Here is a 25360-nt window from a genome sequence, read left to right as displayed (position 1 = left end):
AAAATCCCAGACGATCTCGCCCCAGCTCGGACACAATGGCTTCGATCTCTATGCGTTATTGGCTGTGCGTTCTTGTCGCCGTGTTCGTTTCGCACGCCATCTTCGATACTGCTCGCGCCGAGAACGAACCCGCGCCGCCGCCCTACCAGATCGAACGCAGCGCGCTGTATACGCTCAAGGACGATGTCTCGCAGCGGCATTACGAGGTCTACGTCAAGACACCGCCCGGCTACGACAAGCCGGAGAACGCGCAACGCCGCTATCCGGTCGTGTATCTGAACGACGGGCCGTATACGTTCCAGGTGGCCTCGGGTGTTTCGCGCGTACCGTTCTCGCAGCAGCTGTTCGAGGAATTCATCATCGTCGGCATCGGCTACGCCAGCGAGAATACGCCGGCCGACAGCCGCGGCCGCGACTACACGCCGAGTGTGGACGCGCGCAAGCCCTACGTCACCGGCGGTGCGCGCGCGTATCTGGATTTCCTCAAGGGCCAGGTGCTGCCCCAGGTCGAACGCAACTACCGCATTGATGCGGCGCGACGCACGCTTTCAGGCCAGTCGTACGGCGGTCTGTTCGGCTTGTGGGTGGCCTTCAACGAACCATCTCTTTTCCAGAATTACATTCTTACCAGCACTTCGCTCTGGTACGGCAAGCGCATGCTGTTCCAGGCCGAGCGCGACTACGCCAAGGAACACCGCGATCTGAAGGCAACTATCTTCTTCGCCGTGGGCGGCAACGAACGTCCCGGCCAGTGCGGTGGCAGCAACTGCGTCGACATGGTCGGCGACCAGCAGGCGATGGCGAAACAGCTGCAGGCGCGCCAGTATCCGGGCCTGAAACTGCATACGCGCGTGGTGGACGGCGCGTACCACGAAACCACGTTTCCCGGCGGACTGCTGTGGGCGATGCAGCGTCTGTTCATGCCGGCGAAGTGATTCGCTGGATCAGACTGCTGCGACGCGCAGGCGAAGCGGCAGTCTGCTGCAAGCCCGTGCAACGAGGACGGCTCAGCCCTTGCCGTCGGCTGGTGCTTCCTCGGCCTTGAGCTGGAATGCCGGCCATGGCGTGGCCGGGCATTCGCGGCTGATGCCTTCCACCGTGCCCTGGCGCAGCAGCTGCGCATAGCGTTCGCCGATGCAATCGGTCCAGCCGCTGTGGCCCTGGCCGCGCAGCAACACTTCCACGTGCCGGGTATAGCCTGGCGCGGCGCGCGCAGCCAGCGAGGCTGGTGTGGCGGGGTCGAGCTCGGCGGAGACCAGCATGGTCGGCACATCGGTCTGGATGGGTTTGCGATAGCCGTCGGGCACGCGGTAGCGCGGCCACAGCGCGCAGGCCGCCTGCTGGCTGCGAATGCGGAAGTCGCCGAACTGGCGTGGCGTGGCGCGGGCGCGGATATCCGCTTCGCGCAGGAAGGCGACGTCTTCGTTGCAGGTGATGCTGAAGAACAGGCCCATGCTGGCCTGCGCATCCATGGAGCGGGCGAAGTCGAGCATGCCGTCGGCCAGGGGTTGCCAATTGCCTTCATGCGCCTGGTGCAGCACCCACGGTACGCTGACGGCACTCTCGGGTGTGTAGAGCATCGAGCGCAGGCGTTCGGCGAAGCGTCCACGGCTCAGGGTGACTTTCGTATTCGTGCCGGCCGCGGTCACCACGACACTGCCGCTGTCCAGCCGCTCAAGCAGTGTCGCGAATTCCTGGCGCAGTGCCGGGAAAGCTGCATGGCAGGCCGCATCGGCTGCGCAGGCGTCGAAGGTGCGGACCAGCGTCTGTTCCGCGGCGTCGGGAAATTCCAGCAGCACGTCCGCGTCGATCGGCGCCATGCTGCCCAGGTAGGCGGTTCGCGAGGTTTTGGGATAAGTACGAAGGTATACCTGTGCGGCACGAGTACCGTAGGAGAAGCCGTACAGGTTCAGCGATTCGTAGCCGAGGGCGACACGTACGGTTTCCAGGTCGCGGGCGAAGTGGCGCAGCGAGTACTGGGTCAGGTCGGCGGTGGCAGACAGTGCCTTGATGCAGCGTTTGATCGCCGCCGGCGGAAAAATGTCGCGCAGGTTGGGCGCGGTATCGGCGGCATCCACCAACGGGCAGCGCAGCGGCGCGGACTTGCCGGTGCCGCGCTGGTCGAGCAGCAGCAGGTCGCGTTCCTCGTTGATGCCGGCAAGGATGGTGCTGAGGTGGGCCGGGTCGCTGGTCGCGGCCTGGCCTGGCCCGCCGCTGAGAAAGGCCACCGGGTCGGGCAGGGCATGGCCATTGCGCGCCGGCAGGACGACGATGTTCAGCGACAGCTGGCGGCCGTCGGGCTTGTCGGGGTTTTCCGGCACCTCGATGCTGCCGCAACGTGCCGGGTGAGCGACGCCGGGCAGGGTACAGGGCGCGAGGCTGGCCGCGGGGGAAGGACGACTGTCTGCCGATGCGGCCGTGGCAGTGGTAGCCATGGCGACGAACAGCAGGACCACGTATGCACGGCAGGCGGCAGGGAACACGGTCACCTCGATGGCAGGAAAGTCAGCGCGATGCGGCATTGTGCGGGAAGCAGCAGGCGAGGGCATGGGGCGAAACTCATGGTACGAAGCCGCTGGCCGGCTTGACGCCGGGTAGCGAAAAGCGGCGCCCGCTTACGAGCAGGCATCGAGTCGGCAGCGTCGCGCAGCGCGAACCTGAACGGCGGATTCCCGTGCTCGAAAATCCCCATTGCTAGGCGTATGTAGACGGCCCTACTCTCCGCTCCGGCACTACGCCAAACAGGGGAAAACTTATGCGTAACACGCTTTTTGCCGTCGCTGCGGCGCTTGCTCTGTGCTCTACCGTTGCCAGCGCGCGCGACGTTGAGTTCACGGTCGTGAACAAGACCGCAGGTACGATGAAGGCGCTGTACGGCGGCCCGTCGTCGAGCGGCGAATGGGGCAGCAATATCCTGCAGGGTTCGATTCCGACCGGCGGTACGCTGTCGGTCTCCATCGCCGGTACGTCGGTCTGCAAGTACGATTTCCGTTATGAAATCGCTGGCCACGAACCGCTGGAAGAATATGGCGTGGATATTTGTGCGATCGACGGCGAAGAATTCGTCATCGAGTAAGTTCGGTGTTGTAACTTTATAAAAGCCAACGCCTCGGCCGTGTGCCGGGGCGTTGGTTTTTCACGAGCGGCGGCTGCTTTTCGGGGCAACGCAACGTGGCGAGCAGACAGCGGCGAGCCTGGAACAGGCAGCAACGGAAGATGGCGGTTTGACATCGACGCCTGGCGTAGGCGTCAGCAACGATGCCTGTCGGCATGCAGCTTGCGGCTGCGGCAGATCTTGTCTAGCGTGTCGCCATCGTTTCGCCGGGATGCGCGCTTGAGGCTGTCGATTGGCCATCGCCTGTTTGTCGCGTTGCTCGCCGCCATCCTGCTCATTGCGGCGATCGGCCTGGAACTGGTGCGCTGGACCTTGTTCGACAATTTTTCCGCACGCCGGAACGATGCCGACGCGGTATTCCTGGGCGCACTCGCCGATGGCCTCGCCGAGCGCTATCGGCAGAGCGGCAACTGGTCGTTCCTGCCACCGGCACCGCGCGATGCGGCGGTCTGGCTGGGCGAACAGATTCAACACGGGAAGCGGCCGTCCCCCCGCGCCACGATACCGACAAACCTGGCCGAGCGCGTCGGCGTGCTCGACGCGCACGAACAGCTGCTGGCAGGGACAATCGCGCGGCGCTGGGTGATTGCGTTTGCCTCCGTCGATACGATCCGCCGTCCGGTCGAGGTGGACGGCCGCACGGTCGGCTACGTTGTACTGGCTCAGTCGCGCAATCCCGACGATGCGCTCGCGGTTGCGTTTCTGCTGCAGCAGCAGGATCGACTGCTGCTGGCGCTTGGCCTTGGCGTGCTGGTGAGCGCGCTCGTGGCGGCGCTGCTGGCAGCACATTTCCGCCGGCCGATACGCCGTCTGCGCGATGCCAGCCGGCGGCTGGAAGAGGGGCAGTTCGATACGCGCCTGGCTCTGCGCCGCGGCGACGAACTCGGCGAGCTGGCGCAGGCGTTCGACCGGCTCGCGGCGCGGCTGGCAGACGCGGAGGCGCTGCGCCGGCGCTGGGTTGCCGATACCTCGCACGAACTGCGCACGCCGCTGTCGGTGTTGCGCGCGCAACTGGAAAGCCTGCAGGACGGCATACGCCGCGCGACACCGGACAACATCGCCTCGATGCTGCGCCAGGTCGGCGCACTAGGCCTGCTGGTCGACGATCTGTCTGCGCTGGCGCGCGGGGACGTGGAGCGACGCGATGGCGAACCGGTGGCGACCGATGCGTGGCCGCTGGTGGACCAGGTATTTACGGATTTTGCGGACAAGTTTCGCCGGGCCGGCCTGCACGCGTCGCTTGGTGCCGCGCCGGCACAGTCGACTGTGCGGTGTGATGCCGAGCCATTGCGCCGCGTCCTGAGCAATCTGCTGGAGAACTGTGTGCGCTATACCGATCCGGGCGGGGCGGTCGATGTGCAATGGGTGGTCGCCGGCAAGGAACTGCACATCGTCGTCGACGATACTGCGCCCGGCGTGGCGCAGGCCGCGCTGGCGCGTCTGGGCGAACGCTTTTTCCGGCCTGATCCGTCGCGCAATCGCCAGACCGGCGGCAGCGGGCTGGGGCTTGCGCTATGCCGGCAGATTGTCGAAGCGCATGGCGGCCGCCTGGAATTTTCCGCCTCGCCGCTGGGCGGATTGCGCGCGCGTGTCGTACTCGGCCTGGTCGCGCCATGAGTGCGTCGATCCTGATCGTCGAAGACGAAAGCGACCTCGCGGCCATCGTGGCCGACTACGCCATCGCCGAGGGCTACGCCACGCAGGTGATCGCCGACGGTGCCACGGCGCTGGCTCGCATCCGGCAGGCGATGCCCGATCTGATCGTGCTCGACCTGATGCTGCCGGGTCTCGACGGGCTGGCGCTTTGCAGGGCGGTGCGCGTTTTTTCCGACGTGCCGATCGTCATGCTGACGGCGAAGGTCGAGGAAATCGATCGCCTGCTCGGCCTGGAATCCGGCGCCGACGACTATGTGTGCAAGCCGTTCAGTCCGCGCGAGCTGATGGCGCGCGTCAAGGCGATCCTGCGCCGGCAGCGGCAGGTGGCAAGCGCACCGGCGCGCATCCAGGTGGACGCGGCGGCACGGCAGGTGTGCGTCGGCGCGCAGGTGCTGCGCCTGACGGCGAGCGAGTACAAGCTGTTCGCCGCGATGGCGCAGCGGCCGGGCACGATCTACTCGCGTGCGCAGCTGCTCGATATAGCGAGCAGCGACAGCCTCGATGTCACCGACCGTGCCATCGACACGCATATCAAGAACCTGCGGCGCAAGTTCGCTGCGGTGCTGCCCGGTGTCGATGTCATCGAATCGGTCTACGGCCTGGGCTATCGCGTCGAACTGTAGTGCGTCGCGTTCGGCGGCGCGGCGGCTTGCCCACAATGTCCTCACATTCCCGCGCAAAGCTGTGGCCGGTTTGGTTTCAGCCCTGCGAACTGGCGAGGAATGTGCGATGCAGCGAAAGAAATGGGTGTTTGGTGCGGCCGCAGTTCTGCTCTGTGCAGTGACGGGCGCGATGGCGCTGAAGGTGTTTGGTGTGCCTGGCAATGGCGCATCGGCGCCGCCGCAGGCGGACATGACGATCGATGCGACCGTGCGCCAGGAAGTGATCGGCAATGCGATTGCGCAGCTGGAGCACGCGTACGTGTTCCCGGAAAAAGCCGCCGCGCTGGGCACGCAGCTGCGCGCTGCCCTGCTGCGTGGCGAGTTCGACCAGCTCTCCAGCGCGCAAGCCTTCGCCGACAGATTGAGCGAATGGCTGCAGGCGCAGACCGGCGACCGTCATCTCGACCTGCGCTATTTCGCCCAGGTGCTGAGCGAAGACGCCTCCGGCCGTTCGCCGGAGCAGGAAGCCGCCGAGCAGCAGAACGCGCGGCGCCTGAACCACGGTTTCCACAATGTCGACCGCCTGCAGTTCAATATCGGCTATATCGACCTGCACGCCTTCGGCCGGCCCGAGCCCGCGGCGCCGCGCATCGCCGCGGCAATGACCCTGCTGCGCGATACCGATGCCCTCGTGATCGATCTGCGCCGCTGCGGTGGCGGCGATCCGGAAACCGTCATGCTGCTGGCGAGCTACCTGTTCGACCAGCCCACGCATCTCAACGACATCTATTTCCGCGACGAGAACCACACCGAAGTGCGCTGGACCACTCAAGGCGTGAGCGGTCCGAAATTCGGCGAGACCCGCCGCGTCTATCTGCTCACCAGCGCCGACACGTTCTCCGCCTGCGAGGACTTCGCCTATGCGTTGAAGAATGCCGGCCGTGCGACCCTGGTCGGCGAAAACACCGGCGGTGGCGCGCATGCCGGCAGTCCGCGCCGGCTCAGCGCGCATTTCATGCTGTTCGTGCCGTCGGGTTTGCCCATCAGTCCGGTCACGCATACGGACTGGGAAGGCAGCGGCGTAACACCGCAGCTAGCCGTATCAGCGAAACGCGCCCTCGACGTGGCGCAGGTCGCCATCCTCAGGGAAATGCTGGCCGCCGAGGCCGATGCGCATCGGCAGGATCTGATGCGCCAGCGGATTGCCGAACTGGATTGAGCGAAGCATTGGCCAGTGCACCCGGTGCGGGCATGCCGTTCAATCGAAGGTATCGGCAAACACCTCGTCGTGCTGCATGCCGAACATCATCTGTGTGCGGGCGTTGAATCCGGTGAAGACCGAGCCGGCAACCACGATACGGCCAGGTTGCAGCAGCAGCGTGCTGCCGATCTGGCCGTGATCGCCGGTGGTGGAAACCTGCACCACGTGCTGGATTTTGCCGCCCGTGCCGAAGCGGGTGTCGAGGCTGAAATTGCGGTTCAGGCGCAGCACTGCAGTGGCCGGAAATTCGCCGCTGTAGCTCGATGCGGTGATGAGGTACTGGCCGTTGGCCTGGCGCGCGATGCTGTTGGCCGATTCCCAGTTGTCGCCGGGTTGCGCCGGGTTGGGGCCGGCGAAATCCAGCGCGTACTGGCGCACGCCGCTCGGGCCGATGCTGGTATCGAGCTGGCCGTCCGGGCGCCAGCGCAGCAGGAAAATGTCGCCGTCGGAATTGACCTGGTTGGACAGCACGTGGCCGACCTGGATCACGGCGCCGTTCGATTCCATCATCGAACGGTAGGTGCGCGGCGATTCCGCCACGCCCAGGGGCGATTTCAGGTTGATCTTGGACAGACCGGCGGAGACGTTGCCGAACGCCGGGTCCATGCCGCCGTTGCCGAGCAGGCGCACCACAAATTGCTTTTTATCCGAAACCGCCTGGGTGGTCTGCGAAATCTGGCCCGCGACGACGATGCGGCCGTCCGCCATCAGGTGCAGGCCGTTGACGCCGGGAATCTCCGACACCGACCACTCGAACGGCACCTGCACCTTGCCCGCGTTGCCGAAGCCCGGCAGCGGCAGTCCGGCAGCCGTGTACCAGGCAATGCCGAGATTGTTCGTGGTCGCGGTGGTGACGGTGCCGGCGACGATGATGCCGCCGTTCGCGGTAGTGACCACTCGCTGGCTGAAGTCTTCGTTGTCGCCGCCCTGGTTGAACGGCACGCTGAGCACGCCGCTGCCGGCCAGGCTGGCATCGAGGTCACCATTGGGCAGGAAGCGATACACGGTGAAGTCGGGGCAGCGGTCGATCGCGACAACCAGCCGGCCCTGGGCGTCGAGCGTGGCATCGGCGACGCTGAAATCTGCGCAGGGCGCTACCACGGTGCGCAGGCCCAGGTCGCCAAAATCCACATCGGGATAACCGTCGGCTCCGACGCGATACAGGCTCAGCCGATACGCACCGGGCGCCTTCATGCGGCCGACGACCCAGATCTTGCCGTCTTGCGCTTTTACGGTCGCGCCTACGTAGTCGAGCGAGTTGGTCGTGCTGCCATTGGGGTTGGCGTAGAAGCCGTAGCCGGGAAATTCGGCATCGGTGCCGAAGATCGGGTCCAGTGCTCCATCGGCTGCCAGGGTAGTGCCGGTGATGGCAGCAGAAGCCAGGACGGCGGCAAGCATGAGGCGGCGCATGGGAGGCACTCCGTGGGGATTGTCCTCACGTACGCAGTGCGATGTGGCCAGGGATCATGGCGCGCGGTGGCGCTGGCACCACCGTTGCCGGATTGCCTGGCGCTGGTGCTGCGGCGGCTCGCCTAGCGGGTCTTCGCGGCCGGATAGGTGTTGGCCCCGCGCGTCAGGGCGAATCCGACGACAGCGCCGTCGCCGTCGCGTTCGAAGCGGATCGCCATATCCTGCGCCGTCATGAAGAACGCGTTCTTCGACTCGGCGAACAGTTCCATGCGCTGGGCGCCGAACATGTCGCCCTGGAAGTACAGGCGTTCGCCGTCAGCGACGATATGGGCGGGCTGGTTGGCCAGCTGGTAGTCGCCGGCGAGCTGTTGATTGACGGCGGCATCGCCGGCAATGGCGGCTTTCTCCACCACGCCGAACTCGGGCCAGCCGTATTCGGCGGCAATGCTGCAGAGGATCTCGTCGATCAGCGCAGTGCCGTTGTCGCTGTTGGTCATCACCACCACGCCCTGGCCGGTGCGCGTATAGCCATAGAGCTGGGCGCGGAATCCTGCGGTACCACCGCTGTGGCCGAAGCTGGTGCGGTCGCCGAGTCTTTCGACGAAGAAGCCCAGGCCGTACTCGCCCAGGCCACGCGTGAGCATGGCCGTGGTCATATTGCGCGAGAGGATTCCGGACGGCTTGCCTGCTTCGCTGCGCTGAACATCGAGCACGACGTTTGCGAGGTCGCCGGGCGTAGTCCACAGGCCGGCCGCGGCGGATTCCGGATAGTCGTGCCATTGCCCGGCGATGGCTCTGCCGCTGCCGTCGTAAGCCGTGGCCGCTTGTTTGCGCAAGTTCTGCGGCAGGGGTACGGCGAAGGTGCTGTGGACCATGCCCAGCGGGTCCAGCACCGCGGACTTCATGTAAACATCAAATGGCTGCGCACTGGCCTCGCTCATCATCAGCTGGACGATGCTGTAGCCGCCGCCGGAGTAACGCCACGCACTGTGCGGCGCGATGTCGACGCGGACTGGCGCGGAATTCGCCGGTGCGACGCCGTCGAGTATCTGCAGCAGCGTCGGCAGTTTCTGCCCCTGTGCATAGCCCATATAGCCATGTACCGTGGTGCCGGCGCTGTGGTTGAGCAGCATGCGCAGACTGACCGGTGTCTGCCGGGTAAATTCGTTTTGTGGAATTTTCCAGGCGTCGAGCTGGCGATTCGCGTCTCCGTCCAACGCGAGCTTGCCCTGCTCGACCAGGCGCAAGGCGCCCAGGGCGCTGACCGGCTTGCTGACCGATGCGGCCTGGAACAGCGTTGACGCCGTTGCCGGCCGCTGGCTGGCACTGTCGGCCATGCCATAGGCGCGCGCCCATTCGACGCGGCCGTCGTTGATCAGGGCAATGCTGACGGCGGGCACCTGGTGGAAAGCCATGCGTTGGGTCAATGCCATCTTGCGTTGCGCCGAGCCCTTGACCACGACGCGGGTGGAAAGACCTTGCTCGACCCGTGCGATGCGCGCCTGCAGCGCCGGCGGCGTGTGTTCGACCGAAGCCGGTGTCGATGCCGATTCAGCCTGGGCAGCCAGGCTGCACAGCAATAGCGTCGCGAAAGGCAGCAGCGCGGGTTTTTTCATGAATGGTCGGTCCTTGTGGCAAGCGGGTTCGGTTCGGATGCATGACTGCAGGAATTGGTTGAGACAGTGGCGAGGCTATTGCTGCCTGCGAGCCTGCCTGGCGCAGCGGGTACAGGGCGCGGCAGCACGGCGCCGCCGCGCTGCGGTGGCGCTGCGCGGCGGGTGCAAAGTGGTTCTTACCAACGCGCCGGATGCGCCGGATAGTCGTCGACACGCTGCGCCGTCGGTCACCGCGTTTTTCGCCAGAACCGCAAACATCAGTGAGGAGCAGAGCATGAATGTGCTGAAGATCCGTAGTGCTTCGTTGGTGGTTGCTGCAGCCGTGCTGGCGCCGTTTCCCACCATGGCCGATGCCGTGCCCGGCAAGCCGGCGGCGAAAGATACCGCACGCGACGGCCAGCACGATTTCGATTTTGAGATCGGCCGCTGGAAGACGACGGTGTCGCGTCTGCAGCGTCCGTTGACCGGCTCGACCAGCTGGGTCGAACTGGAAGGCACTACCGTCGTGCGCAAGCTGCTGGATGGCCGCGCCAATGTGGCCGAGCTGGACATCGCCGGTGCATCGGGCCGCATCCAGGGCGTATCGCTGCGCCTGTACGAGGCCGGCTCGCGCCAGTGGAGCCTGAATTTCGCCAGCCTGGCCGCGGGAACATTGTCGCCGCCGACCATCGGTCATTTCAGCAACGGACGCGGCGAGTTCTACGGCAACGAGACGCTGGACGGAAAACCCGTCGCCGTGCGTTTTGTGATCGCCTGCGCCACGGCGGACGAATGCCGCTTCGAGCAGGCGTTTTCTGCCGACGGCGGCAAAAGCTGGGAGCTGAACTGGGTAGCGACGGATACGCGCATCAAGGAATAGCGTTGTCCACAATGATCATCCCTGCGCTTGGCGAGAAATGGCTTGTGGCTGCAGCGGTGCCGGCAGTGCGAGCCGCGCTGGCTGTGTCGCAAAACAGCGGCCGGCGAGCGTCGCCCCCAGCCAGGCCGGCAGCACGCTGACGACAAACGTGGCGAGGAAGGCGAGCGCGCCGGACTGCGGCAACAGATGCGCGAACAGACTGCCGCTCAGCGCCAGCATGGCGGCAATCGACAGCGCATTGGCCAGCTGCAGGGCTGCGCTGTTGCTGCCTTGCTGCTGCGACGGCGAGAGTTGCAGCAGGCGTGTCGCCAGGATGGGATAGACCATGCCCATGCCGAAACCGGCGATGATCCAGCCAGCGATGCCAACGACCAGGGCGACCCGCGGCCACAGCAGCAAGGCAACGATGCTGGTGCCGACACCGATCAGGACGAGGCCGCTGCGCAGCCGGCGACTGTGGTCTGCATGGCCGGCCATGTTGCCCTGGCACCAGGAACCGGCCGAGTAGCTCAGCGCGCCGGCGGTGAGTACGCCGCCCACCCAGAGCGGCGCCAGGCCGCGCTCGCGGGCCAGCATCAGCGGTACGAAAACTTCAGCGGTGAAGAACGACGCTGCGGCGAGACCGCGCAGGGCGATCACGGCCGGTATGCCTGCTTGCGCGGCGAGCGTGCCTGCCGGCAGCAGCTGCCGCGCGCACAGGGCGAGGCTGATGGCCAGGGCGACGATCAGCAGCGGCGCCGCTGCGGCCGGATGCCGGCCGGCCAGTGCAAGCAGGCAGGCGCAGGCGGCAGCGCCGATCGCCCAGGCGATGCGGCGTGCGCCGCCGCCCTGCTGCGTATCCGGCGCCTGCGGCGGCAGTGCACGCAGGCCAGGACGCAGCATCAGCGCGGCCGGCACCGCCAGCAGTGGTACGCCGAGAAACACCCAGCGCCAGCCCAGGCCGTGCAGGATCAGGGCGCTGATGCTGGGGCCGATCAGCGAAGGCAGCACCCACGCCGCGGAGATGGCCGCGAACACGCGCGGCCGCAGCGGCACCGGGTAGATGCGCCCGATCAGCACGTACAGCGACACCGACAGCAGGCCGTCGCCGAGTCCCTGCAGCAGCCGGCCTGCGAGCAGCAGTGGCATGTCCGGTGCCAGGCCGGCCATCAGCAGTCCGGCGACGAAGCAGGCGACGCCGGTCCACAGCGGCGCCTGTGGACCGCGGCGGTCGTTCCAGCCGGCGGCGACCACCATGCCGATCACGCTGGCGGCGAGTGCGGCGCCGAAGGCGAGGGCGTACCAGGCCATGCCGTCCAGCGCCAGGGCGACGGACGGCATCACGGTCGCGATGGCCAGCGACTCGAAGGCGATCAGCGACACCAGGGTGACGATGCCCAGAGTGACTGCGCGATAGCCGGCGCCGAGCAGGCGCGGCGGCTGCGGCGTATTCATGCGCGGATTCCTGCGGGCAGATCGCTGCCTTGGGGAAGGGTTTCTCCGCGGCTGGATAAATATCCAAGGATTACTTTTGTTTGAAGTTCCACACGCGATCCTTCGCTGCTTGCCGCGATGCCCATGCTTGACCTCCAGACAGGAGGCGCCGAGCATAGAATCTCAAGTGAACTTGAGGTCAAGCGACATGGGCGAACTCAGTGTCGGCGAAGTGGCGGCGCGCAGCGGCGTGGCGGTATCCGCGCTGCATTTCTACGAAAGCAAGGGGCTGATCCACAGCCGCCGCAGCGCCGGCAACCAGCGGCGCTATGCACGCGATGTGCTGCGGCGCATTGCGGTGATCCGGGTGGCGCAGCGGGTCGGCATTTCGCTGGAGGCGATAGGCCAGGCACTGGCCCGCCTGCCTGCGGCGCGCACACCGACACGGGCAGACTGGCTGCGTCTTTCCGCCGTCTGGCGCGATGAACTCGATGCACGCATCGGCGAACTCACGCGCCTGCGCGACGAGTTGAGCGGCTGCATAGGCTGCGGCTGCCTGTCGCTGCAGCGTTGCCGGTTGAGCAATCCGGCCGATCGATTGGGTCAAGGCGGAGCCGGGCCGCGGCGTTTGCTGGCCGATTGATCGGCTGCGCCGGATTTCGCGGACGTACCAGTCGACAAGCTGGTCGTCCATCTGCTGCGCCATAGGCTTGCCATGGGCGCTGTTCGGCCCGAACGGCGACCTGAGCCTGACCCGGGGCCGAGCCAACTACCGGGAATTCGGCGCAAGCCGGTGCCAGGTTCCGCCACCTGTGCGGCGGCCGCTGGATCGCGAGCTGCCGGACTGAGGCAGCTTGAGGGAGACAAGGCGGCAGCACGCTTGGCGTCTGCTGAAGCCGTTCCGTACGCCGCTCTACAGCCGCGATTTGCCGCATGCGATGATACGGCGCATTGCCCGCCGATTTTCCGGCGGGCTGTTTCATTCCCCCGATTGCCTGCTTTGGCGCCGCACGACGGAGCCGAAGCTGCCAGATTGCGTGCTCATGAGCCTTGCCGAAGAAAAAAATAAAGTCCAATCAATGAATTGCGCCGACTGGCGGATTTCCGTTGCGCCGATGATGGAATGGACAGACCGGCACTGCCGCTACTTCCATCGCATGCTGTCGCCGCATGCCCGCCTGTATACCGAGATGGTTACTGCCGCGGCGCTGCTGCATGGCAAGCGCGGCTATCTGTTGCGGCATAGCGCGTTCGAGCGGCCGGTTGCCTTGCAACTGGGCGGGGCAGAACCGGAGGAACTGGCGCAGGCGGCGCGTTATGGTGCCGAGGCGGGCTATGCGGAAATCAATCTCAACGTGGGCTGCCCTTCCGACCGGGTGCAGATGGGGCGTTTCGGTGCCTGCCTGATGCGCGAGCCGGCGCTGGTGGCGGATTGTGTATCGGCCATGCGCGAGGCGGTGCCGCTGCCGGTGACGGTGAAATGCCGTATCGGCGTGGACGAGCAGGACGACTATGCCGATCTGCAGCGCTTTACCGAGCACATGGTCGGCGCTGGCGTGGGCACGCTGGTGGTGCATGCGCGCAAGGCCTGGCTGCAGGGGCTGTCGCCGAGGGAAAATCGCGAGATTCCGCCGCTGAACTATGCGCGGGTATACCAGTTGAAAAAGGATTTTCCGCAGCTGTGCATCGTGATCAACGGCGGCATCGTCTGCGAGCAGACGACGCTGGAGCATCTGCAGCAGGTCGACGGTGTGATGATCGGGCGTGCGGCGTATCACGATCCCTACGTGCTGGCGCGGGTCGAGCATGCGGTCTACGGCGAGCCGCTGCCCGACCGCGACGACATTTTGCGCCGCATGCTGCCGTATATCGAAAACGAGCTGGAGCGCGGCACGGCGCTCAAGCACATCACGCGGCATCTGCTGGGCCTGTACCAGGGCTTGCCGGGTGCGCGGGGCTTCCGCCGCGTGCTGAGCGAGCAGGCGCACCGGGAAAAGGCCGGCATCGAGGTGATTCTGGCAGCGCTGGAGCAACGCGATGCGCTGCGTGCGGCGGCTTAGCCTTTTTGTACTTTTATTGATTGTGGCGGTGCTGCCGTCGATGGCGGCGCCGGTGGTGGTCGACGGTCCGGCGCCGCGCGGACGCGGCGAGCTGGAATGGGCGGCGCTGCGCCGCTACAGCACGGCCGACGGCTTGCCGCAGAACACGGTGCATGCGCTGGCGCAGGACAGTGCCGGCTATGTCTATGCCGGCACCGAAGACGGCCTGGCCCAGTTCGACGGGCGTCAATGGCGGCGCATTGCCCTGCCGGAACGCGCCGGCGTGCGGCCGTATGTGATGCATCTGGTGGCCAGCGGCGACGGCTCGCTCTGGATAGGCAGCGACAGCGTCGGCCTGTGGCGGCGCGACGGCAGCGGCCGCGTGCACAGCGTGCCGGGCCTGCCGGCGGAGCTGGCGCTGGAAGCGCTGCTGCTGCGCAACGAGTCTTCGGTGTTTGCCGGTACGCCGCGCGGCGTGTATCGCTGCGATGCGGCGGGCTGCACGCTGCTGCAGGCCACGCAGAAGCTCGAAGTGGCGGCGCTGCTGCAAGGCCAGGGTCCGAACGGCGCGGCCTTGTGGATAGGTACCAATGAAGCGGGCCTGTTCCGCCTGGACGATCCCGACGGCGCGGCACCGCAGCTGGCCGACTGGCATCTGGGCAAGCGTGACGGCCTGCCCAACGATGCCGTGCGTTCGCTCGTGCTGTGGGGCGGCGCGGACGGGCGCGATCTGTGGATAGGCACCGGCCGCGGCCTGGCCCGGCTGGCGCAGGGCAGGCTGGTTGTATACGACGCTACAACGGGATTTCCCGAAGGCACGGCGGCGCCGCTGCTGCCCGGCGTCGATCGCGACGGCCGGCCGCTGCTGCGGGTCGGCCTGGCACGGGCCGGGCTGGCGGAACTGGGTGAAGACGGCAGTGTGCAGCTGGTCACGCGCGCCGAAGGCCTGCCCGAGGATGGCGTGCGCAGCCTGCTGGAAACCGGCGAATCGGCGACGCATCGGATCCTGTGGCTGGGCACGACCTCGTCCGGCGTGGTGCGGCGCGAACCCGGCCGCTGGGCGGCGCTGGACGAGCGCCACGGCCTGCCGCATCGCGTGGTGTTCGGCATTGGCCGGGCAGTATTTCCCGATGGCGTGGATTCGCCCTGGATAGGCACGGTGGAAGGGCCGGCGCGCTGGATGGGCGGCAGCTGGCAGCGCTTCCTGCCGCCGCCGTACGAACGCAGCACGGTGTTTGCCCTGGTGCGCGACGGCGCGACCGTCTGGCTGGCCACCGACCAAGGGGTGATCGGCCTCGAAAAAGGCAGCGTGCGCCAGTACAGCGCCGATAACAGCGACCTGCCCGGCCTGACCGTGCTCGACGTGATTGCCCAGGACGCGTTCGACGGCCATCACCTGTGGATTGCCACGCGGCATGGCCTGGCGCGCCTGAGCAAGGGCGTCATACAGCGCGAGCATCTGCCCCTGGCCGACGGCGCGCCAATGGTGCGCAAGCTGCTGCTTGCCCCGGCGACGGATGGGCGCGAGCGTCTGTGGGCAGCGACCGCGTCGGGCCTGCTCTGGCGCGACGAAGCGGGCTGGCACGCCGTGCCGGACGGCTGCCTGCCCAGTCCGGAATTGCTCGACATGCAATTGCAGCGCAGCGCCGACGGCCGCCAGGCATTGTGGGTAGCCAGCCGCGCCGGCGTCGTGCGCGTCGATCTGGGTGGCCCGCTGCGCTGTGTCGGCTTGCCGGCGGCGGCGCGGCCGGCGGGGCAGGTCTATCAGCAGGCGGTGGATCAGGCCGGCCGCCTGTACGTGTTCGGTTCCGACGGCGTCACGCGCTATACCTTTGCCGATCCACTGGCCGATTCGCTGCTGCTGCAGCAGGTCACGCATTTCGGCATGGAAGACGGCCTGCCCGGGCTGGAATTCAACCGCGCCTCGTACGTGGACGCGCGCGGCCGGGTCTGGGCCGGCAGCGTCGACGGACTGGCCTTGTACGACCCGGCCCAGGAAGCCACGGCCGGCCCGGCGGCGCCCTTGCGCCTGCGCGAGGCCAGTACCGAGCGCGGCACGCTGCTGGAACCGGGCACGCGCCTGGCCGCTGGCGATAACAGCGTGCGTGCGGAAGTTTCCCTGCTCGCCTACGAGCGGCCGCAGCAGATTCGCTATCGCGCCGAACTGGTCGGCCTGCGCGGCGACAGTCCGGCCTGGGTGGTCGATCCGCAATTCCAGTTCAGCCGCCTGCCGCCGGGCGCCTACCGCTTGCGCCTGCGCGCGCAGGATGCCTACGGCGTCGAAGCTGCGCCGATCGAGATTGCGTTCCAGCTCAAGGCGCCGTGGTGGCAGACCGTGCCGGCCCTGATCGGTTTCGGCATTGCCTTGCTGCTGGCCGGCTTGCTCGCCGGGCGCTGGCGCAACCGCCACCTGGCCCGCCGCGCGGGACAGCTGCAGCGCGAAGTGGCACTGCGTACGCGCGAACTGGCCGATGCCAACCGCCGCCTGGAGCATGCCTCGCTGACCGATCCGCTGACCGGCTTGTGGAACCGGCGCCATTTCAGCCTGGAAATGCCGGCCGAATGCGCCCGCGCGCTGCGCCGCGCCGAGGAAGGCGATACGCGCACGGTGCTGGGCCTGGTGCTGATCGACTGCGATCACTTCAAGCAGATCAACGACCGCCACGGCCATGCCGTCGGTGATGCGGTACTGGTGGAAATTGCCGCACGCCTGCGCAGCCAGGCGCGGGAAGGCGATGTATTGCTGCGCTGGGGCGGCGAGGAATTCCTGCTGGTGCTGCGCGATACCGATCGCGACAGCCTGGCCGCCGCGGCGCGGCGCGTGCTCGACGGCATCGGCGGGCGGCCGTTCGTGTTCGGCGTGGAGCCATTGGCCGTGACCTGTTCGCTCGGTGTCTGCGCGTTTCCGTTCGATAGCGCCGCACCCGGCGTGCTGAGCCTGGACGCCTGCCTGCGCATTGCCGATGCGGCCCTGTACCGCGCCAAGCACCAGGGCCGCGACCGCGCCGTGCTGGCGCAAAGCCGCGGCCACGAACACGAACCGGCCTGGCTGGACGTGCCGCGTGGCGCGCCGTAGGCGCCGGTCGCTTTTTCCCCTGTTGGAGCCTGTCGTGATCACACGCTCGATTGCCGATTTCCAGCGCCAGTTCGCCCAGCTGCCGGCCACTGCGCCCGGCTGTGCACGAGGCGCATTCCTGGTTACGCCGCTGGGTTTCCACCTGGCCGAGCAGTCGGCCAGCGACAACCGCTACATGGCCATGCACGCCGGCGTGGATGCGAACGCCGCGCTGGCCGAGCATGCGCAGCTGGCGCGGCGCGTCAGTGCGCTGCTGCCGACGGTGTGTTTTCCCGGTGATGCGCAGACGCCGGACGCGGTGTTTCCGAACAATGTGTTTGCCACTGCGCCCGGGCGCAGCATCATCGGCCGCATGCGGCATCCGGTACGCCAGCGCGAGGCCGAGCGCCCGGACATCCGCGGTTTCTTTCGCGATATTGCCGCTTATCAAGAAATTGACTTGTCCACACTGGATGGCGTGGCCGAGCTGACCGGCTGCCTGGTGATCGACCGCGCCCGCGGCATCGGCTATTGCGGCCTGAGCGAGCGCTGCGACGAGGCCGGTGCGGCGGCGATGCATGCGGCGTTCGGGCTGCGCCTCACCTTCTGTTTCGAGCTGGCTGACGGCGAATACCACACCAATGTGGTGATGTCGGTGCTGGCCGGGCGCGCGCTGGTCATTGCACCCGGCGGCTTTGCCGATGCGGCCGTGGCCCAGGCGCTGGCGCAGGCCTACGCACCGCGGACCCTGCTGCTCAGTGCCGCGCAGAAGGCCGACTATGCGGGCAACTGCATCGCATTGAGCGACGATAGCGTCTGGATGAGCGAACGCGCAGCGGTGTCGCTGGGCCCGGACCAGCGCCAGGATCTGGCCAGCTGGGGATTCCGCATCGAAGCCGTGGCCTTGCCCGAGATCGAGAAGGCCGGCGGCAGCCTGCGCTGCTGCGTCGGCGAGATGTACTAGGGCTTTGTGCCGGCGGCGCCGAATTTCGCCGGGCGCCGATGAGCGCGGCGAATGGCGCCGCATGACCTGGGATGGACGCGGCTGGCGGTACTTGGCGCTGCAATTCGCGTTCGCTCATCGCACCCTGCGAGTGCCCCGGCGTGCGTTCGTAGGGCGTCGATGAGCGCAGCGAATTGCGCCGCATGTCCAACATGGCAGCTGGCCCGGGCCGGGCGTGCTGGGCGCAAGACTGTCCATTCGCCCAGTTCAGGTGCAATTCAATCCCTGCTATCGAGACTCGGACGCCCTCGCTAAGATGAACACATGCACCGATCGGTGGTCTCTCTGCTGCGTCCCTTGACCCTGATCGCGCTGACCGCGTTCGGGTCCACGGCGTTTGCACAGCGCACGCTGGAAGATGCAGTGGAGCAGGTGCAGCAGGAAATTCAGGGACGGGTGCTGAAGGCCGAAGAAGTCACGATCGGCAAGAAGAAGCTCTACCGGATCAAACTGCTGACCCGCGACGGGCGAGTCCAGGTCGTGAAGATTCCCGCGGAAGACGTTAAGGAGAACCGATAATGCGAGTCCTGCTGGTCGAAGACGAGGCCCCGCTGCGGGAAACCCTGGCCGCGCGCCTGAAGCGCGAAGGCTATGCGGTTGACAGTGCAGCCGATGGTGACGAAGGCCTTTACCTCGGCCGCGAAATGCCTTTCGACGTGGCCGTGATCGACCTGGGCCTGCCCAAGCGTCCGGGCATGGACCTGGTCAAGGCACTGCGCGACGAGGGCCAGCGCTACCCCATTCTCATCCTGACGGCGCGGTCCAGCTGGCAGGACAAGGTCGAAGGCCTCAAGGCCGGCGCCGACGATTACCTGGTCAAGCCCTTCCACGTGGAAGAACTGCTGGCCCGCCTCAATGCCCTGGTGCGCCGCGCCACCGGCTGGACCAAGCCGGTGCTCGAATGCGGCCCGGTGCAGCTCGATACCACCGCGCAGAGCATCACCGTCGACGGCAAGCCGGTCGACCTCACCAGCTACGAATACAAGGTGCTGGAATACCTGATGCTGCATGCGGGCGAGCTGGTGTCCAAGGCCGATCTCACCGAGCACATCTACCAGCAGGATTTCGACCGCGATTCCAACGTGCTCGAAGTCTTTATCGGCCGTCTGCGGCGCAAGCTCGATCCGGACGGCCATCTCAAGCCGATCGAGACCGTGCGCGGGCGTGGCTACCGCTTCGCCATTCCGCGCAGCGATTCCGCAGCGGAGTAGTTTTGATGTCACAGCGGCGGCCGCTGTCGCTGCAGGCGCGTTCCACCGTAGCCGCCGGCCTTGCGCTGGCGGCTTTTCTCGGCGTGACCGGGTTTGCCCTGGACAAGGCGTATTACGACGCGACGGTCGCAGCCATGCGCGACCGCCTGCAAGGCTATGTCTACGCCTACCTGGCCGGTTCCGACGTGCTGCGCGGCACCAAGCTGCTGCCGCCGGAAACCCTGCCCGACCCCGAATTCAACCGGCCTGGTTCCGGCCTTTACGCCGTGGTTGTCGGCGACAGCGAGTCGCTGCGCTGGGAATCGCCCTCGGCGCTGGGACGCGAGCTGGCTTTCGATACACGCCTGCCAGTGGGCGAAACGCGCTTCGAAGGGCCGGTCGACAACGCGGTCGGCCGCGTATTCGTGTTTTCCCAGGGCGTCAGCTGGGAAGTGGACGAACGCAAGCCCGTTGCCCTGACCGTGCACGTGGCGCAGAGCGACCAGCCGTTCCTGCGCCAGATCGACGCCTACCGCCGCACCCTGGTGCGCTGGCTGGGCGCGCTGGCCATCGTTCTGCTGCTGCTGCAGATTGCCCTGCTGCGCTGGGGCTTGAGTCCACTACGCCGCATGGTGCGTGATGTGGACAATGTTATGAATGGCGATGCCGATCGGCTGCCCGGCCAGTACCCGGCCGAGATCGAACCGCTGACCGGCAGCCTGAACGAGCTGATCGACTTCGGCCGCGAACAGCTGGACCGCTACCGTAATACCATGTCCGACCTGGCGCACAGCCTGAAGACGCCGCTGGCGGTACTGCGCAGCGAGATCGACAGCGATTCGGGTTACCAGAACCTGCGCCGCAGCGTCAGCGCCCAGTCGCAGCGCATGCACGACATCGTTTCCTACCAGCTGTCCCGCGCCACGGCGTCGCGACACCAGGTGTTCTCCACGCCGCTGGCGATCGAGAACGCGGCCGAAGGCATCGTGGCCAGCCTGGAAAAGGTCTACGCGGCCAAGCGCGTGCTGTGCGAATTCGAGCTGGACCCGGATGCGCGCTTCTTCGGCGCCCAGGGCGACCTGATGGAGTTGCTCGGCAATCTGCTGGAAAACGCCTTCAAATGGACCGACCGCCGCGTACTGCTGACGGCGCATGTGATCAAGACGCCGCGCATGCGCAGGTCCGGCCTGGAGCTGCGCGTGGAAGATGACGGTCCGGGCATTCCTCCGGAGAAGGTCGAGCACCTGCTGCAGCGCGGCGTGCGCGGCGACGAGCGCGTGCAAGGCCACGGCATCGGCCTGGCCATCGTGCAGGACATCGTCAAGGGCTACCGCGGCACGCTGTCGGTGCAGCGTTCCGAGGCGCTGGGCGGTGCCTTGTTCGTGGTGCGGTTCGAAGCCGTCAGCTGAAGTGCACTCGCCGGCCCGGACTCAGCCGGCTGCGACACCTTCCACGCAGGCGGTCAGTTTTTCGGCAATCGTGTGCCGGGCGAAATTGCCGGCGACGTAGCGGCGTGCCTGCCGCGCCATGGTTTCCCGTGCCGCGGCGGGCAGGTCCAGCGCCAGGTTCATGCAGCGCACCAGCCCGGCCGTGTCGTGGAAGCTCCAGCCCGCCTGGGAATGGGCGACATGGTCGGCCAGTACGTCGCAATCGCCGTTGACGATGACCGGCGTGCCCTGGGCCAGCGCTTCCAGGGTGACGATGCTGAAGCTTTCCCAGCGCGACGGCATGACGAAGGCGCGGGCACCGGCCATCAGCGCGTGCTTGTGCGCTTCGTCGACGAAGCCGAGGTAGCGCACGCCGTCGCCTTCGCGCACCTGCAGGTGATCGGCGCCGGTCAGCACCAGGTCTGCCGTGTCCAGGCGCTGGCGGCGCAGCTGGCGGAATGCGGCGATCAGCTCGCGGCAGCCTTTGCTTTCGTCGATGCGGCCGCAGTACAGCAGGTAGGGGCGTTGTGCCGCGGCGGGTGCCGCTGGCGCGGTGTCGACGGCCATGCCGATTACCTCGCCATGTTCCACTTTCCACAAGCGTGCACCGAGGCGGCGTTCTGCCGCGGTCAGCCAGATCAGCCGCGCCCGGCGCGCGGCCTGGGCGTAGATGGGCAGGTAGGCCGGCGGTTCGTCGTGCAGGGTCGGTATCAGAAAGCGCTTGTGCTGCGGCACGGTTTCCAGGCCGAAATAGCTGGTCGGATAGAGGTAGGTGCAGAACAGCACAGCCTGGTAGTCGGCGTGATGTTGCGCCAGATGATCAATCAGGCCAGGGCACCATGGCCCCTGCGCGCGTACGAACTGTTCCGCCAGCGGCGCACGCCAGGCGATGGCACCGGCACCGCCGCGTTCCACATCCTGGGCGTAGCTGTGCAGCAGGCGCCGGTGCAGTTCGTTGAACCAGCTGCCCCGCGGCCAGGCGCTGGCAAAACGCAGGATGCGGATGCCGTCGCGCCATTCTTCGCCGGCGGGCAGGGTGTTGTCCCAGCTGCGGTAGTCCAGCGCGCAGCTGGTCAGAATATCGACCTGGAATTGCGTGCCGAGCAGCTGGGCGTAATGCCAGGCCAGCGCCTCGGAGCCGCCGGCAATCTGCGCATGGCAGCGCTGTACCACGATGGCAAGACGCTTCATGCGAAAGCCTCCATCGCCGCGAGCAGCTGGGTGCGCAGCACTGCCGGAGCGAACTGCTCACGGTAGCGCGCGCGTCCGCACAGGCGCAGCAGTTCGGCGCTGTCCGCGTCGCGCACCAGGCGGGCCAGGCTGGCGGCGTACAGGCGCGGATCGGATTCCTGCCAGAGCAGGCCGGCTTCGCCCAGGGTCTGGCCTATGGCACTGCTGTCGCGCGCGACGATGGGCACGCCCAGGGCCATCGCCTCGACCAGGGGCACGCAGAATCCTTCGTGTTCGGACAGCATCAGCAGCGCATCGGCGACCAGCCAGCAGGCCTTCAGCCGGGCATCGTCGACATTGTCGAGAAAGTGAACCTGTGCAGAAATATCCAGTGTGGCACAGCGCTCGCGCAGATGGCGCGAATAGCGTCCCAGGCGGCGGTCGTGCTTGCCGACCACAAGCAGGCGCGCCTCGGCATCGTATTCGCGCCGGTAGCAGGCGAAGGCGTCGAACAGGGCGATATGCCCCTTGTTCGGCGCGACCCGGCCCAGCATCAGGATATTGCGGCGGCCGTCGTCGTAGCGGTCGAGCAGGGCGCTGTCGGCGGCCTGGTCCAGCAGCGCCTCGCAGCGGTGGAACGGCGCCAGCACCAGGCTCCGTTCCGGCGGCAGGCCGGCCTGTACCAGCTCGTCGCGGTTGTAGGCCGAGCAGGCCCAGGCGAGATCGAAACCGAGCGTGGCGACCGTGGCCAGGCCGGCGCGGCCGGCAGCGCAGCTGCGCACATGCTCGCGCGACCAGCCCTGGAAGAATTCCGGCGGCGTGATGTTGTGGTAGCGCAGCACGCGGCGGCAGCGCAGCGTCGCCAGCTGCTGTTCGACGCGCGGCCAGCCAATGGAATAGTGGTAGATGACCAGATCCCGCGGCCCCAGCCAGCGCTCCAGCCCGGCCGGGGCATGCACGCTGTCGTGAATGCCCTGGCTATGGTCGGCGTACAGGCGCACGTCGTGGCCGGCCTGGCGCAGTGCCGCGGCCATTTCCAGCACGTCGGTGCCGACGGCGTCGTGTGCGGTCAGCGAAGGGGCGAGCAGGGCGATCTTCATGCGCATCAATCGCCTTTGCCGGAACGCTCGGTGTCGCGGCGCAGGCGTTGCATTTCCCGGCGCAGGCGTGCGAGTTCGGCCGCCAGCTCGACCAGTTCGCCGCTATGGCTTTCCCGCGCCAGGGCCTGGCCCAGGCGGCGTTGTTCGCGGGCGATCTCGGGCAGGTTCCACAGCAGTGCCGCGCGTTCGATCAGGCTGCCGACCAGCGGCAGTCGCGTCAGCCGCCAGAACCGGTAGCGCGCGGCCAGGCCACGTATTTCCACGCCAAAGCCGCGGCCTTCGACCGATTCGCGCATATCGCCGAGGATGGCGATCTTGCTGTCGCCGGCGGCCAGGCGCTGCAACAGTTCCAGATGGCCTTGTGCATCGGGCGCACGCTTGAGCAGGCAGCGGTAGGCGAGTTCGACAAATTCCTCGTTGTGCACATGGAGAAAATCATCCAGCGCATAGTTCAGCCGCTGCGGATGATCGGCCGGTAGTTCCGCCGTGACGGCAGCGCGCGGCAGCACGTCGCTGGCCGGTGGCGCGGGCAGGGCCAGCGCCTCGCTGCGGATCCGTGCGTGCAGCTGCTGCAGTTCGTCGCTGCGGCGGGATGCGTCGGTAGGGCTCATGGGCAAGGGGCGGCTGCGTGCTGCTTCAGCGGCGCGGCGGTGCCGCGGCAGCGGGTGCGGCCAGCGGCACGATGCCGTAGCTGCGCGCGGTAGCCAGGTCGATCCATTGGAAGTCGGGCTTGCGCTGGCCGAAGCCGGCCGCTTCGCGTGCATAGCGCGCCTGGCCGGCGACCAGGGCGGCAGAGAAACTGTCCAGTGCATCGCTGTCGATCAGGCTGAGTTCGCCGACGAAGCCGGGCCGGGGGCGCACGGCCAGCTGGCGCGCACCGAGCAAGGTGGTTTCGACGAAGGTCGGCGCCGACTGGCGTGCGTCGGTATAGAACGCCAGCAAGGCATGCCGCGGCACCAGCAGCAGCACGCTGCGTATGCCCAGGCGTTCCAGCGCCGCCGCCAGCAGCAGGCTGCCGTCGATGCAGTTGGCGCGGCGTTCGTTCCACACATCGTCGTGCAGGCGCACGTGCTGGCTCCAGACCAGCGGGCCGCGGGCCAGGCCCGGGTCTTCGTCCGCGTAACGCACGCCGTGCAGTTGCAGCACTTCCCACACGGCATAGGCTGCCGCCAGGGTCTGCGCGCTGCTGCGCGGGCCGGGCTGCAGCGAGACGAAGGGATGGCGCTCGGCCACCTCGTCGAGGATGCGATCGATCACGGGCGAGTTGGGATCGGCGTAGGCGGCGAAGATCCAGCCGAGATCGACATGGTCCTTGCCGTCGCGCACGTAGTACAGCGCTTCGGACAGCGGGTGCAGGCGCGCAGCCTGGCGCCGCGTCTGCACGTCGCCGCCGTTGCGCTGCAGGCGGAAGTCGACGGCGATGTCCTGCGGCTTGTCCACGCGCGCCAGTGCGCCGCGGTCCCAGCGCAGGCGCGGTTTCAAGGTGTAGTGCTGGCCGGCGCGCGGCAGTACGGCCTGTACCGTCGCTGCCTGCGCCAGCGCCGGTGCGCTGACGCGCAGGTCGACGCGTTCGTTGTCCTGGCTGGCGACAATATCGACCGAGATCATGCCGCTGCCGTCGCCGTAGCGGCCTTCGCCGGGCTTGCTCACGCCCTGGGACAGATCGAGTACGGGATACAGCGCGTCGCCGGGGCTGATGCTGGCCTGCCAGCCGGCGGCCTGGGCAATGGCAAAAGGCAGCCACAGCAGCAAGCTGGCCAGGGCCAATCGCGGCGACCTGAGCCGATTTGGGGTTTGCACGGAAAGCATGTGCCGACTATCGTTGCGCCCGCCTGTGCTTGTCCATAGGCCGCGTTGGGATACGGTTCGTGTTCCAGCCCACCTCATCTGCGGAGTTCCCCATGCGCCATCTGTTCGTTCCCCTGGTCTTGCTGCTGTCGCTGACGGCGTGCAGCAATTCGTCCACCGACAGCAAACCGGCGGCACCGGCCGCCCCTGCCAAGGCTGCGGAAAACAAGGCGGTCGATGCCAAGCCTGCCGATGCCAAACCGGCCGACGCGCCGCCACCGGCGATTGCAGAAGGCGCGTGCGGCGACCAGAGCGCGTTGCCCAAAGAACAGCGCCTGGCCAACACGCCGCGCTGGACCACGGCCAGCGAAGTCGACAACTTCGGTTATGAAGTGTTCCGCGGCGATGCCGAAGCCGGCCCGTTCGCCAAGCTCGGCGCGGAACCGGTGCTCGGCGCCGGCACTACCGACGAAACCAAGAAATACGAATTCCGCGACGACACCATCGATCCCTGCAAGGAATACTGGTACTACGTCGAATCCATTGCCACCGACGGCACCCGCGAGAAGTTCACGCCGGTGTTCAAGGCCGCTGCCAAGCGCAAGCCGGCCGCCGCGCCGGCACAGCCTGCGCAGCCGACCCAGCCGGCGCAGTAA

At 67.1% G+C, this 25360-nt stretch carries 22 protein-coding genes; 14 read left to right on the top strand and 8 right to left on the bottom strand.

Going from position 1 to position 25360, the window contains the following annotated elements:
- Positions 1-50: 50 nt before the first annotated feature.
- Complete coding sequence (locus tag DFR29_RS17360; protein WP_208113628.1) at positions 51-935, top strand: alpha/beta hydrolase; 885 nt, start codon at positions 51-53, stop codon at positions 933-935.
- Positions 936-1007: 72 nt separating this feature from the next.
- Here DFR29_RS17360 and DFR29_RS17355 read toward each other — a convergent pair whose 3' ends face one another.
- Positions 1008-2522: an alpha/beta fold hydrolase gene (locus tag DFR29_RS17355; protein ID WP_166654170.1), complete on the bottom strand. Its 1515-nt coding sequence runs from the start codon at positions 2520-2522 to the stop codon at positions 1008-1010.
- A gap of 233 nt (positions 2523-2755) precedes the next feature.
- On the opposite strand from DFR29_RS17355, the gene DFR29_RS17350 reads away from it, so the two are divergent.
- From DFR29_RS17350 to DFR29_RS17335, 4 genes are all read left to right on the top strand, one after another.
- On the top strand, positions 2756-3076 hold the full coding sequence (locus DFR29_RS17350; RefSeq protein ID WP_133819891.1) for a hypothetical protein: 321 nt from the start codon (positions 2756-2758) through the stop codon (positions 3074-3076).
- A gap of 258 nt (positions 3077-3334) precedes the next feature.
- Positions 3335-4732 (top strand): ATP-binding protein, encoded by a 1398-nt coding sequence (locus tag DFR29_RS17345; protein WP_133819890.1) that lies wholly within the window; start codon positions 3335-3337, stop codon positions 4730-4732.
- Entirely contained in the window at positions 4729-5394 is a 666-nt protein-coding gene (locus DFR29_RS17340) for a response regulator (protein WP_133819889.1), read from the top strand. Before DFR29_RS17345 ends, DFR29_RS17340 begins: the two co-directional genes overlap by 4 nt.
- A 106-nt stretch (positions 5395-5500) precedes the next feature.
- Complete coding sequence (locus DFR29_RS17335) at positions 5501-6592, top strand: S41 family peptidase (RefSeq protein WP_166654169.1); 1092 nt, start codon at positions 5501-5503, stop codon at positions 6590-6592.
- A gap of 39 nt (positions 6593-6631) precedes the next feature.
- On the opposite strand, the gene DFR29_RS17330 is transcribed toward DFR29_RS17335, so the two are convergent.
- Both DFR29_RS17330 and DFR29_RS17325 read right to left on the bottom strand, forming a co-directional pair.
- The gene (locus DFR29_RS17330; protein ID WP_133819887.1) at positions 6632-8044 is read right to left on the bottom strand and encodes an NHL repeat-containing protein; all 1413 of its coding nucleotides are present in this window, start codon (positions 8042-8044) and stop codon (positions 6632-6634) included.
- Positions 8045-8166: 122 nt separating this feature from the next.
- The gene (locus tag DFR29_RS17325; protein WP_133819886.1) at positions 8167-9660 is read right to left on the bottom strand and encodes a serine hydrolase domain-containing protein; all 1494 of its coding nucleotides are present in this window, start codon (positions 9658-9660) and stop codon (positions 8167-8169) included.
- Positions 9661-9934: 274 nt separating this feature from the next.
- Between DFR29_RS17325 and DFR29_RS17320 the strand changes: the two genes are divergently transcribed.
- A complete protein-coding gene (locus DFR29_RS17320) occupies positions 9935-10519 on the top strand; it encodes a hypothetical protein (RefSeq protein ID WP_133819885.1) in 585 nt (194 codons plus the stop codon).
- A 15-nt stretch (positions 10520-10534) separates the two neighbouring features.
- Here DFR29_RS17320 and DFR29_RS17315 read toward each other — a convergent pair whose 3' ends face one another.
- Complete coding sequence (locus tag DFR29_RS17315) at positions 10535-11953, bottom strand: MFS transporter (protein ID WP_133819884.1); 1419 nt, start codon at positions 11951-11953, stop codon at positions 10535-10537.
- Between the two features lie 187 nt (positions 11954-12140).
- Here DFR29_RS17315 and soxR point away from each other — a divergent pair, with 187 nt between their 5' ends.
- The 7 genes from soxR to DFR29_RS17280 all read left to right on the top strand — a co-directional run bounded on the left by soxR (position 12141) and on the right by DFR29_RS17280 (position 20628).
- Positions 12141-12575 carry a redox-sensitive transcriptional activator SoxR gene (soxR, locus tag DFR29_RS17310; RefSeq protein WP_133820049.1) on the top strand — a complete coding sequence of 145 codons (435 nt, stop codon included), beginning with the start codon at positions 12141-12143 and terminating at the stop codon, positions 12573-12575.
- A gap of 436 nt (positions 12576-13011) precedes the next feature.
- A complete protein-coding gene (gene dusA, locus DFR29_RS17305) occupies positions 13012-13992 on the top strand; it encodes a tRNA dihydrouridine(20/20a) synthase DusA (RefSeq protein WP_133819883.1) in 981 nt (326 codons plus the stop codon).
- Between the two features lie 28 nt (positions 13993-14020).
- Positions 14021-17047 (top strand): ligand-binding sensor domain-containing diguanylate cyclase, encoded by a 3027-nt coding sequence (locus DFR29_RS17300; RefSeq protein WP_166654168.1) that lies wholly within the window; start codon positions 14021-14023, stop codon positions 17045-17047.
- Between the two features lie 34 nt (positions 17048-17081).
- A complete protein-coding gene (locus DFR29_RS17295) occupies positions 17082-17990 on the top strand; it encodes an arginine deiminase-related protein (RefSeq protein WP_133819881.1) in 909 nt (302 codons plus the stop codon).
- A 303-nt stretch (positions 17991-18293) separates the two neighbouring features.
- A complete protein-coding gene (locus tag DFR29_RS17290) occupies positions 18294-18548 on the top strand; it encodes a PepSY domain-containing protein (RefSeq protein WP_133819880.1) in 255 nt (84 codons plus the stop codon).
- Entirely contained in the window at positions 18548-19240 is a 693-nt protein-coding gene (locus DFR29_RS17285; RefSeq protein ID WP_133819879.1) for a response regulator transcription factor, read from the top strand. The genes DFR29_RS17290 and DFR29_RS17285 overlap by 1 nt, the downstream gene beginning before the upstream one ends.
- Before the next feature lie 5 nt (positions 19241-19245).
- The gene (locus DFR29_RS17280) at positions 19246-20628 is read left to right on the top strand and encodes an ATP-binding protein (RefSeq protein ID WP_133819878.1); all 1383 of its coding nucleotides are present in this window, start codon (positions 19246-19248) and stop codon (positions 20626-20628) included.
- Positions 20629-20649: 21 nt separating this feature from the next.
- On the opposite strand, the gene DFR29_RS17275 is transcribed toward DFR29_RS17280, so the two are convergent.
- Genes DFR29_RS17275 through DFR29_RS29255 form a run of 4 tightly spaced genes read right to left on the bottom strand, consistent with a single transcriptional unit; the run spans position 20650 to position 24725 of the window.
- Positions 20650-21837 (bottom strand): glycosyltransferase family 4 protein, encoded by a 1188-nt coding sequence (locus tag DFR29_RS17275; RefSeq protein ID WP_133819877.1) that lies wholly within the window; start codon positions 21835-21837, stop codon positions 20650-20652.
- Positions 21834-22916 (bottom strand): glycosyltransferase family 4 protein, encoded by a 1083-nt coding sequence (locus tag DFR29_RS17270; protein WP_166654167.1) that lies wholly within the window; start codon positions 22914-22916, stop codon positions 21834-21836. The genes DFR29_RS17275 and DFR29_RS17270 overlap by 4 nt, the downstream gene beginning before the upstream one ends.
- 5 nt (positions 22917-22921) lie before the next feature.
- Positions 22922-23527: a DUF4214 domain-containing protein gene (locus tag DFR29_RS17265; RefSeq protein WP_166654166.1), complete on the bottom strand. Its 606-nt coding sequence runs from the start codon at positions 23525-23527 to the stop codon at positions 22922-22924.
- Between the two features lie 25 nt (positions 23528-23552).
- The gene (locus tag DFR29_RS29255; protein WP_208113626.1) at positions 23553-24725 is read right to left on the bottom strand and encodes a hypothetical protein; all 1173 of its coding nucleotides are present in this window, start codon (positions 24723-24725) and stop codon (positions 23553-23555) included.
- Between the two features lie 92 nt (positions 24726-24817).
- On the opposite strand from DFR29_RS29255, the gene DFR29_RS17260 reads away from it, so the two are divergent.
- Positions 24818-25360: a hypothetical protein gene (locus DFR29_RS17260; protein WP_133819874.1), complete on the top strand. Its 543-nt coding sequence runs from the start codon at positions 24818-24820 to the stop codon at positions 25358-25360.

The sequence above is a fragment of the Tahibacter aquaticus genome, assembly GCF_004363655.1.
GTDB lineage: Bacteria > Pseudomonadota > Gammaproteobacteria > Xanthomonadales > Rhodanobacteraceae > Tahibacter > Tahibacter aquaticus.
Note: the sequence above shows the minus strand (reverse complement) of the source record. Positions and strands in the feature narration are given on the sequence as shown.